This is a genomic window from Cupriavidus sp. 01T418, from assembly GCF_056398885.1.
In genome coordinates, this window is record NZ_JBFTQG010000034.1 from 64,633 (window position 1) to 74,919 (window position 10,287).

Below are 10,287 nucleotides of genomic sequence, written 5' to 3' on the forward strand. Positions count from 1 at the left end.
ATCAGGTTAATGGTATGACATCATGAAAATGAACCTCCGGCAGATCGAAGTCTTTCGCGCCGTGATGCTCACGGGATCGATCAGCGCGGCGTCGAAACTGCTCTATGTGTCGCAACCCGCGATCAGCCGGCTGATGTCGCACACCGAGCAGCGCCTGGGCCTGGAACTGTTCCGCCGCGTGAAGGGACGCCTGTATCCCACGCCGGAAGCGCGGCGCCTGCTGGGCGAGGTCAATGTCGTGTATGAAGGAATCGAGCGCGTCAACGAGATCGCCGAGGATCTCGCGACCAATCGCACGGGCAGCCTGCGCATCTCCTGCAGCCCCAATCTCGGACAGACGGTGCTGCCCCGCGCGATCGCTTCGTTCCGCGCCGCGCATCCGGCCGTGCGCATCGTGGTGCGCACGCAGATTCCCGGCAATATGCTGCGCGCCCTGCTCTCGGGCCAGGCCGAGCTGGCCGTGTCGAACATGCCGCTGGCGCACCCCAGCCTGGAAGCCCGCTTGCTGGTGAAGAACCCGCTGGTCGCGCTGGTTCCCGTCGGGCACCGGCTGAGCGGACGCAGCCATGTGCGTCCCGCCGAACTCGCGGGAGAGCCCTTGATCGGCTATGGCGCGGACGTGCCGTTCGGGTTGCTGGTACGAGAGATGTTCGGCAGCGGCATCGATGAGATCGACATGCGGATCGAAGTGGGACAGGCGCATGTGGCGCGCGCGCTGGCGCAGGCAGGCGCCGGCATCGCGCTCGTCGATGCCATGACCGTGTTCGGGCAGGACTGGCCCAATATCGTGGCGATTCCCATCCGGACCAAGGTCAACGCCTCCGTGCAGATCTTCAACCTCCAGTCCGAACCGCTATCGCGCCTGTCGCTGGAGTTCGCCGAGGTGCTGGTGGCGATGATGAAGGCTTGATGGAAAGGCCGGATTACCTTCGCGCGGGATGCGCGAGAAAGAAGCGCACCATCTCCGCGCTGGCATCCGGTCCGCTCGCATCGGTGTACGACCCGCGCGAACTGCCTCCCGCCCATGCGTGGGGCGCCCCGTGAATGAGCCATTGTTCCGCCTCGATACCTTCGGGCGAAGTGAACAACCTGTGTGTGAAAGTGCGTCCGGTCTGGCCGCCGCGTCCCTGGCTTTCCAGGGAAGTACTGCCCTCGAACTGCCGCAGCAGCCGCTCGCCGTTGGACACATGCACAGTCGTGTCCGCATCGCCATGAAACACGATCAGGGGCCGCAGCGGACCGGTTCGCGTTTTTTCCATGCTCTTCAGGGCCATTTTCCCGCCCTTCATCGCAGCGAGCGCCGACGGCAGATCCTGCGCGCTGCCGTAAGGCAAGCCGGAGTGGATCCCCGCGGCGGCATAGAGCTCGGGATAGGCCTGCACCATCACCGCGGCCATGGCGCCGCCGGCGGACAACCCGGCCACATACACGCGATCGGGATCGACAGGGTGGTTCGCCATGACTTCCCGCGTGATGCCCGCGATCAGCGCGGGCTCGCCCTGCTCGCGCCGCTGGTCGCCCGGCTTGAACCAGTTCCAGCATTTGGACGGATTGGCCGTCATCGGCTGGGTGGGATACGCGACGAGCAAGCCGTGCCGCTCGGCCAGCGCATTCATGCGGGTGCCCGCCGCGAAATCGTCGGCGTCCTGCGTGCATCCGTGCAGCATCACGACCAGCGCAAGCGGCTGGCCATGGTAGCCGGCGGGCACATAGAGCTTGTAGGCGCGTTCACCGGCGTGGTTGGCGTAATGCCTGGCCATGAAGTGGCCACGGTCCTGCGCGTCGGCCCGCGGCGCCGGTTGCGGTTGGTGCCTGGGCTTGGCGCGCGCGTCATGGGCTGCATCATCGGCTGCATCACCGGCTTTTGCCGTGGGCCGCTGCGCACCGGCTGCCGCTGCCGCGCGCGGCAGCAGCGCTTGCACGACTTGTGCAGGCTGGACGGCGGCAGTGGCGCCGCCATCGCGCAGCGCGCGCTGTATGGCTGCGGTGGCCTCCAGCGGACCCGCGGTGCGCAGCAGGGCCATTGCTTCGTGCATGGAAGCCAGGAATTCTTCGTTCAATTTCATGTTGGTGACCTTGAGTGGCCTGAATGTGGCCGCAATGAAAGGGGATTGCCCGGCTCAGCGGATCCGGCCGGCCAATGCCGCCTTGACCGCGGCGGGGGCATGGAACGCGCCCAGCACGACGATCGACTGGATCGTGGCCAGGGCAAGTTCGGGCGTGACGTCGGAGGCGATGCTGGCAAGACCCAGCACATGAATGTCCAGGCGCTGCCGCGCCGCTTGCGCGGCCTCCAGATCCTGGCGGGAAAAGTGCTGCAGGCCGAGCACCAGCGCGCGCCGCGTCACGGTCTCGTTGACGGCCTGCGCATGGATCGCAAGCTGGTTGCGGATCGCCGTACGGATCAGGTCCGTGCGGTTCGAGTAAAACCCTTCCTCGACCAGCAAATCGATCTGGCCGAGGTCCACGGGACCGAGATTGATCGTGATCTTCTCGGTCTCGCCGCCTTTCGGCCGCGACAGTGCTTCTAGTGCTTTTTGCTGCTCATTCATCAGATTACCATCCGTATTCCATCCAATGGGATGGTTATAGGATGGAAAAAAGCATCAGTCAAGCAGCGATCCCGATTTGTGACGTCCAAGCCGAAAATGTGCGGCGCCCGCTTGCGTCCGCTCCTGGCCGCGAGCTCAAGGGATACCCGGCGGCATATGAAATTCCTTGCTGCGAGCGTTGACCGGTGGCGTCGCCATGCAGGACCTACCCCGACAGGCCACCCTCCGGGGCATGACGCTAAAAGGCAATTGACAACGCCGCCCCCGTGGCATTTGATGAATGGTCTGCCATGCCTGTACCAAGGGTGAGTGAGGAGCCCGGCTATGCCAAGCGGCCGCAACATGACGACGTGGGAAACCGCGCTGCAAGCAATGGAGCGCGCCGAGCGCCTGCATCGCCAGTTCTTTCGCCCGGCCGGCCAGCTTGGCCTGTCGCCAGTGTGGGAGCCACCCGTGGAGATTTTCGAACAGGGCGCGCAGATTGCCGTCGTGGTGGCGCTGCCCGGCGTGAAGCCAGCGTGCATCGACGTCCGGCTGGAGGCAAATATGCTCAGCATCCGTGCCGAGCGGTCGCTGCACCGCGCCTTCGCCGGTGGTACCGTGCATTGCCTTGAAATACCCTATGGCCGCTTTGAGCGGCACATCCAGCTTCCTCCCGGACACTATGGCATCCAGCAAAGCGAGTCGGTGGATGGATGCCTCGTGCTGATTCTCGATAAATCGGAGTAAGCGCAGGCCGCGTGAAGCCCACAGTGCCACGAAGCCTTGGCCGCGCGCGCCAAGCCCGCAGGAGACACGACCATGAGCATCGATGTCGAAGGCAAATCCGCCTTGACCCGGGAGAGCGGGGAGAGCGGGGAGATCGCGCAGAGCGTGGAACCAGGCAGCCACGCGCCGGCAAGCGAAGTGGCAGGCGGCGGCACGGCACCCCCGCCTGCCCTGCCGCCCGATGGACTCATCTTGCTCCCGGTCCGCAATATGGTCCTCTTTCCCGGCCTGGCCATCCCCCTGGCAATCGGGCGCGAGCGCGCCAAGGCGGGCGTGAGTGCCGCCGTACTCGGCCAGCATCCGCTCGGGGTGGTGCTCCAGCGCGACTCGCAGGCCGAGGATCCGGAGCTGGATGCGCTCTACGGCATGGGTACCGTGGCCAATATGCTGCGCTACGTCACCAGCCCGGATGGGACACATCACGTGGTTTGCCAGGGCGTCCAGCGCTTCCGGCTGGTTGAACAGCTGAGCGGCTACCCGTTCCTGGCCGCCAGGGTCGAGATGCTTGCCGAGCCCACGCAACGCGACCCGAACATCGAAGCGCGTGCGCTGGTGTTGAAGGAACGCGCGGCGGAAATGTTCTTGCTGCTGCCAGGTACGCCGGCGGAACTACTCGGTTCCGTGCAGGCGATCGATTCGCCCGGCTTGCTGGCGGACACGCTGGCCGGGCTGATCGACATCGCGCTGGAGCGCAAACAGGAGATCCTCGAAACGCTGGAACTGTGCAAGCGGCTGGACCGGGTGACGGATGCCGTGGCGGCTCGCATCGAAGTCCTGCGCCTGTCCCGCGAGATCGGCGAGCAGACCCGCGGCCGGCTCGACCAGCGCCAGCGCGAGATGATGCTGCGCGAGCAACTCAAGACCATCCAGCATGAGCTCGGCGAGAGCACGGAGAGCCCCGAGGAGATCCACAAGCTTGCCGAAGCGATCGCCGCCGCCGACATGCCGCCCGAGGTCGAGACGCATGCGCGCAAGGAGCTGGCCCGGCTGGAACGGATGCCGGAAGCCTCCGGCGAGTATTCGATCAGCATCAGCTACCTGGAGTGGCTGACGGAAATGCCGTGGCGCCTTCCCGAGGAGAAGCCGATCGATATCGCGCGGGCGCGGCAGATTCTCGACGACGAGCACTACGGGCTGGACAAGATCAAGCGCCGCATCCTCGAGTACCTCGGCGTCAGGAAGCTCAACCCACACGGCAAAGGCCCGATCCTTTGCCTGCTCGGCCCGCCCGGGGTGGGCAAGACCTCGCTCGGACAGAGCATCGCGCGCGCCATGGACCGGCCTTTCGTGCGGGTGAGCCTGGGCGGCGTGCATGATGAATCGGAACTGCGCGGCCATCGGCGCACTTATATCGGCGCCATGCCAGGCAACATCGTCCAGGCCATCCGCAAGGCCGGCGCGCGCAACTGCGTGATGATGCTCGACGAACTCGACAAGCTTGGCCAGGGCATGCATGGTGATCCGGCCGCCGCCATGCTCGAAATCCTGGATCCAGAGCAGAACGCAAGCTTTCGCGATAACTACCTGGGCGTCGCCTTCGACCTGTCGGCCATTGTCTTCATTGCCACCGCGAACCAGCTCGATACCATCCCGGGGCCCCTGCGCGATCGCATGGAAGTGCTGGAACTGGCCGGCTACACCGAAGCTGAGAAAGCCCAGATCGCGCGCCGCTACCTGCTGCCCCGCCAGCTGGAAGCCTGCGGCCTCGCGCCGGCGCAATGCGAACTGAGCGACGCCGCCCTGCTCGCCATCATCCGCGACTACACGCGCGAGGCCGGCGTGCGCAACCTCGAACGGCAGATCGGGGCGGTGCTGCGCCATGTGGCGATGCTGGTAGCCGAAAACCCGGCCACCACCAAACGCATCGAACCCGACGAACTGCCGGGCATCCTGGGACATCGGCGCTTCGAGAGCGAATCGGCGTTGCGTAGCGGTTTGCCGGGCGTGGCGACTGGCCTGGCATGGACCCCGGTCGGCGGCGACCTGCTCTTCATCGAGGCCGGCAGCACGCCGGGCGGCGGCAGGCTGCTGCTGACCGGCCAGCTTGGCGACGTGATGAAGGAAAGCGCGCAGGCGGCGCTGACCCTGGTCAAGTCGCGCTGCGAGGGCTTGCACATCGATTGCAGCAGCTTCGACAAGCACGATCTCCACGTGCACGTACCCGCGGGTGCCGTCCCCAAGGATGGCCCCAGTGCCGGTGTCGCCATGTTCATCGCCATCGCCTCGCTGCTGATGGGCCGGGCCGTGCGCAGCGATTGCGCCATGACCGGCGAGATCAGCCTGCGCGGCATCGTGCTGCCGGTCGGCGGCATCAAGGAGAAGGTGCTGGCTGCCCTGCGCGGCGGTATCAAGACAGTGCTGCTGCCCGCGCGCAACGCACCCGACCTCGAAGACCTGCCCGCGGACGCGCGCAGCCAGTTGCGCTTCGTGACGCTGGAAACGGTGGATGACGCGTTGAGCGAAGTGCTGGAGAAGGAAGGCTGAGCGGGCGCTCGCGCAACGTGATGCGCCTCGCTCTTGCGCAGGCCCGCCTAGCGATCGATGCGCTGCTGGAGATGGGCCGGATAGCGATCGCCCACCACGGTGATCCGTCGCAGTGCTGCCCCGATGGCGGACAAGTCTTCGGCCGATAGTTCGACAGCGGCCGCGCCGACGTTTTCTGTCAGCCGATGCAGCCTGGTGGTGCCCGGAATCGGCACAATCCAGGGCTTCTGCGCCAGCAGCCAGGCGATCGCGATCTGCGCCCGCGTGGCGCCCTTGCCGCTGGCGATCTGGCCGAGCACCTCGACGAGGCCTGCATTGGCTTTGCGGTTTTCCTCGGAGAAGCGCGGCACAACGTTGCGGAAGTCGGACTTGTCGAAGGTGGTGTTCTCGTCGATGGCTCCGGTCAGAAAGCCCTTGCCCAGCGGGCTGAACGGCACAAAGCCGATGCCCAGTTCCTCCAGGGTCGGCAGTACCTGCTCCTCCGGCTCGCGCCACCACAGGGAATACTCGCTCTGCAGAGCAGCCACCGGCTGCACGGCATGGGCGCGACGGATCGACTGGACGCCGGCTTCGGACAGGCCGAAGTGCTTGACCTTGCCCTCCCGGATCAGATCCTTGACAGTACCGGCCACGTCCTCGATCGGTACGTTCGGATCGACACGATGCTGGTAGAACAGGTCGATGCGATCGGTCTTCAGGCGCTTCAGCGATGCCTCGGCTACGGCGCGGATGCGCTCGGGCCGGCTGTCGAGTCCTTTTGTCGCGTCGCCGTCCTTGAAGCCAAACTTGGTCGCGATCACCACCTGGGCGCGAAAAGGCGCCACTGCCTCGCCAACCAGGTCCTCGTTGAGAAACGGGCCATAGACCTCGGCGGTGTCAAAGAACGTGACGCCCTGCTCGAACGCACTCCGTATCAGCTTGATTCCCTCAGGCTTTTCAAGCGCGGGGCCATAACCGAAGCTCAGGCCCATGCAGCCAAGGCCAATGGTGGACACTTCAAAACCGCTGTTTCCAAGTTTGCGCTTTTGCATGCTCTCTCTCCTTTCGAAATGCCTCAGGCGGATCGCTGCGTGGACGTGCGGGTACTTGTCGCCGGGCGCGCCAGGATTGTTTGCACATCGTCCGTGGGTTCGTTGGACACGCATGCACCTCCGCCAGTTATCCGAAGAGTGAGATGCTAGGCGAAGATTGGGCTTCGATTAAGAGGGCGGAGCCGATTGCAGTTATGAATGAACTTCATCAGTTCGCCGCCACTGGAAGCGCTGTTGAAGTCAGGGGCGGTAGCGCAACGCGTCGACGACAAGGCTGAGCGCCCGGGAGGATCGGCGGCTAGGGTAGAACACGTGCAGTCCGGGGAACGTGGGAAGCGAGGAACGCAAGAAGGTCATTGAAGTTATCGCGCGGCATCTATCGCTTCCATTCATATCCGCGTGCGAATTGTGCCACGCGCAAGGCCGCGAGCCATGGCGCTCAAATACGGATCGGCGTGACATGAGAGCCTCCACGAAGGGAGGCTCTCATGTCCCTCACAGGAAGGCAGCTTGCGTGCCGTTGCCGAAGTTCTGCAAGGTGGGGATCTTCAGATTCAGGTGCGAGCTGGCGTCGATCGTGTTCACGGTCGGGCCGACCTGAAATCCCGTGGTCGGGCTGGCGAAGCCGCCGCCGCCGACAACGTTCTGCGAGTTGCCGCCGACGACAGAGAAGGCGCTGCCGCCGCGCACGGCGGACATGGTCTTGCCGTCGAGTTCTTTGTCGAGGGCCAGGTCCTTGATCATCAGGGTCGATTGCATGGTGAGTCTCCTAAGGGGTTCGGTTGGGGAGCGCCCACCAGGAGGGCGCTCCCATATTGCGATTCGGCGCGATATAGCGCGATACAGCGCGTTACAGCACGGCCACTTGCGTGCCGTTGCCGAAATTCTGCAGGGTGGGGATCTTCAGGTTCAGGTGCGAGCTGGCGTCGATCGTGTTCACGGTCGGGCCGACCTGAAAGCCCGTGGTCGGGCTGGCGAAGCCGCCGCCGCCGACAACGTTCTGCGAGTTGCCGCCTACGATAGAGAAGGCGCTGCCGCCGCGCACGGCGGACATGGTCTTGCCGTCGAGTTCTTTGTCGCGGGCCAGGTCCTTGATCATCAGGGTCGATTGCATGGTAAATCTCCTTTGGGGTTCGGTTGGGAGCAGCTTGTTGTTGCGCTCGAAGGGTATAGAGCATGGGGCGTGCCATGCCACGCCCCATGCCGCAAAAAAAATCATAAGCACTTGAAAACTAAGAGGGTTTTATCTGGACGCTCGCATTTTCCGGCGCCCGGCGACGGAATCTGCGAGGTAAAGTGTTGGGGCCACGCCAACGCATTTCATGGCCACTGTTCGCCGGAACGAAACACCGGGCGTGATGCCGGCTGGCTTGCAGCCAGCCGGCAACCGACAGCCGACGGAAACAACGCATCAGCCAGCGCGATGCGCATCCACATCCAGCGCGGCCTCGGCCGCTGCGCCGGACTGTCCCTTGTAATACAGGTGCACGCCGATCGCGAGCGAATCATGGCGAATCTCGTGCAGCGCCTTCCAGGCCTTGGCGGGATCCTTGAACACCAGGTAGTGCGCTTCCTTCTCCACCACCTCCGCGACCTGGTGCAGGCCATGCACGTGTAGCGCGTTGACAAGCGCATCGAGGCTGCGATGCGTGCGGGCGTCGGTGCGCGGATAGAGCATGTGGAGCACGGCGACGCGTTGCGCAGCGAGCGCTGCCGTGTAGGCCTCGACGATGTCCTGGTGACGGATGGCCGTGACGACGTCTTCGGTCGTCACCTGTTGGGTCGGGAGCAGGGTTTCGGGCGTGAGTCGCATGATTTCACTTCCTTGGCAAGACCGATGGGAGTAGGTAATCTACGCCAACGTCGCACCAAGGGAAAACCCTAGATTTGCAATTCACTGTTGCGATGAGCCAGCGAATCGAGCGGGAACCATTATCGCGTTGTCCCGTCGCGGGCGGTTTCTCATGTGAGCTAGCGTCAACCCGATATCCGGATCTCCGTGAAAGCGATGTCCAGGGATAAGCTCCGCCGCCTGGAGCCAGCCCCCGAATCGCAGCCCTCTTGCCACGCATGAAAACCGGTGGACAACGGGCTTTCCGGTGGCTACGCCGCGCCCGCCCCGCGCTCCGCGTGTGCCAACGCCAACGCCAGCCTTGCCCCCACCTCGGCATTGTGTTTCACGAGTGCGATGTTTGCCACCAGGCTGCTTCCACTCGTCAGCGCCTTGATGCGAGCCAGCAGGAATGGGGTCACGGCCTTGCCGGTGATTCCTTGCGCCCTGGCCTCGGCGAGCGCCTGCTGAGTCAGCGCGTCAATCTCCTCGAACGTCATCGCTGCCGCTTCCGGCACCGGCGTGCTCAACACCACACCGCCCGCGAGGCCCAGGTCCCACTTGGTGCGGATGAAGCGTGCCTGCGCCGCCGCGTCGTCCAGCCTCAAGTCCGCGCGAAAGCCGCTGTCGCGTGTGTAGAACGCAGCGAAATTGTCTTGCTCGCAACTGAGCACCGGCACCCCATGCGTTTCCAGGTATTCCAGCGTGAGGCCGATGTCCAGGATGGACTTCGCACCGGCGCAGACCACTGCCACCGAGGTCTTCGCCAGTTCCTGCAGGTCGGCCGAGATATCAAAGGTCTCCTGCGCGCCGCGGTGCACGCCGCCGATGCCGCCGGTGACGAAGACCTCAATGCCGGCCAGCGCGGCACATATCATCGTGCCAGCCACTGTCGTGGCGCCAAGCCCGCCGCCGGCCAGCACGGCCGGCAGGTCGCGGCGGCTGACCTTGTGTACCTGGTCCGAGCGGCCGAGCAGTTCCAGTTCGTCGTCCGAAAGGCCGATGCGAATTCGCCCACCGATCACCGCGATAGTTGCGGGCTCGGCACCCATGTCGCGGATCAGCGCCTCCACTTCGCGCGCAGTGCGAACGTTCTCCGGGTAGGGCATGCCGTGAGCGATGATGGTCGATTCCAGCGCCACGAGCGGGCGGCCGGCGGCCTGTGCAGCGGCCACTGGCGCGCTGCGGGTCAACCAGGAGTGAGCCAGGTCGGCAACCATGTCGATGCTCCGCGGAGTGATTCCCGTCTCGCCGAGATCTTAGGCGATTGCCTTAAGAATACTCAAGACATCCTCGGGACGGTTTAGCTTGCGTGGATTGCTGTGTACCCAGCGGTCGAGCATCGCGTTCTTCGCAATCAGTTCGAATTTGTCAGGCGTGACGCCCACCTTGTGCAAGCGATTCGGCATCTCAAGATTATTGTCGCTGGGTCGAGCGGATGGCCGTGGCGAATGGCTGCGGCCCTCTCAGTACTAGTACTACTGTGTTAAAAAATAAGGCATTATTTGCTTATCTTCAAGTGAGTTACGAGGAAAGCGATGGAAGCCTCTACGAAACGGTTCGAGGAGTACGTGTCTCTAATGGCCCAGTCGCTTGGGCATGCTGATCGCGTGGAGCCGTT

11 protein-coding genes and 1 pseudogene are annotated in these 10,287 nt (G+C 64.3%); 3 read left to right on the plus strand and 9 right to left on the minus strand.

The window, feature by feature from the left end:
* Positions 1 to 22: 22 nt before the first annotated feature.
* Entirely contained in the window at positions 23 to 910 is an 888-nt protein-coding gene (locus tag AC1DQ3_RS26190) for a LysR family transcriptional regulator (protein ID WP_477123069.1), read from the plus strand.
* 13 nt (positions 911 to 923) lie between these two features.
* On the opposite strand, the gene AC1DQ3_RS26195 is transcribed toward AC1DQ3_RS26190, so the two are convergent.
* Complete coding sequence (locus AC1DQ3_RS26195; protein ID WP_477123070.1) at positions 924 to 2,066, minus strand: extracellular catalytic domain type 1 short-chain-length polyhydroxyalkanoate depolymerase; 1,143 nt, start codon at positions 2,064 to 2,066, stop codon at positions 924 to 926.
* Between the two features lie 54 nt (positions 2,067 to 2,120).
* Positions 2,121 to 2,552: a CopG family transcriptional regulator gene (locus tag AC1DQ3_RS26200; RefSeq protein WP_477123071.1), complete on the minus strand. Its 432-nt coding sequence runs from the start codon at positions 2,550 to 2,552 to the stop codon at positions 2,121 to 2,123.
* 324 nt (positions 2,553 to 2,876) lie between these two features.
* On the opposite strand from AC1DQ3_RS26200, the gene AC1DQ3_RS26205 reads away from it, so the two are divergent.
* Entirely contained in the window at positions 2,877 to 3,281 is a 405-nt protein-coding gene (locus tag AC1DQ3_RS26205; protein ID WP_477123072.1) for an Hsp20/alpha crystallin family protein, read from the plus strand.
* 72 nt (positions 3,282 to 3,353) lie between these two features.
* Complete coding sequence (gene lon / locus AC1DQ3_RS26210; protein ID WP_477123073.1) at positions 3,354 to 5,804, plus strand: endopeptidase La; 2,451 nt, start codon at positions 3,354 to 3,356, stop codon at positions 5,802 to 5,804.
* Positions 5,805 to 5,851: 47 nt separating this feature from the next.
* Here the strand turns inward: lon and AC1DQ3_RS26215 are convergent, their stop codons facing one another.
* The 7 genes and pseudogenes from AC1DQ3_RS26215 to AC1DQ3_RS26245 form a co-directional block, all read right to left on the minus strand.
* Positions 5,852 to 6,835 carry an aldo/keto reductase gene (locus tag AC1DQ3_RS26215; protein ID WP_477123074.1) on the minus strand — a complete coding sequence of 328 codons (984 nt, stop codon included), beginning with the start codon at positions 6,833 to 6,835 and terminating at the stop codon, positions 5,852 to 5,854.
* 240 nt (positions 6,836 to 7,075) lie between these two features.
* A pseudogene (locus AC1DQ3_RS26220) lies at positions 7,076 to 7,168 on the minus strand (LysR family transcriptional regulator); the annotation flags it as partial.
* Between the two features lie 162 nt (positions 7,169 to 7,330).
* Positions 7,331 to 7,594, minus strand: a complete 264-nt coding sequence (locus tag AC1DQ3_RS26225; protein WP_477118123.1) for a hypothetical protein — start codon at positions 7,592 to 7,594, stop codon at positions 7,331 to 7,333.
* A 91-nt stretch (positions 7,595 to 7,685) separates the two neighbouring features.
* A complete protein-coding gene (locus tag AC1DQ3_RS26230; protein ID WP_477123075.1) occupies positions 7,686 to 7,949 on the minus strand; it encodes a hypothetical protein in 264 nt (87 codons plus the stop codon).
* Between the two features lie 297 nt (positions 7,950 to 8,246).
* Positions 8,247 to 8,648, minus strand: a complete 402-nt coding sequence (locus AC1DQ3_RS26235; RefSeq protein WP_477123076.1) for a hypothetical protein — start codon at positions 8,646 to 8,648, stop codon at positions 8,247 to 8,249.
* A 290-nt stretch (positions 8,649 to 8,938) separates the two neighbouring features.
* Entirely contained in the window at positions 8,939 to 9,886 is a 948-nt protein-coding gene (locus AC1DQ3_RS26240) for a pseudouridine-5'-phosphate glycosidase (protein WP_477123077.1), read from the minus strand.
* Between the two features lie 39 nt (positions 9,887 to 9,925).
* Positions 9,926 to 10,075, minus strand: a complete 150-nt coding sequence (locus AC1DQ3_RS26245; RefSeq protein WP_477123078.1) for a hypothetical protein — start codon at positions 10,073 to 10,075, stop codon at positions 9,926 to 9,928.
* Positions 10,076 to 10,287: the final 212 nt, after the last annotated feature.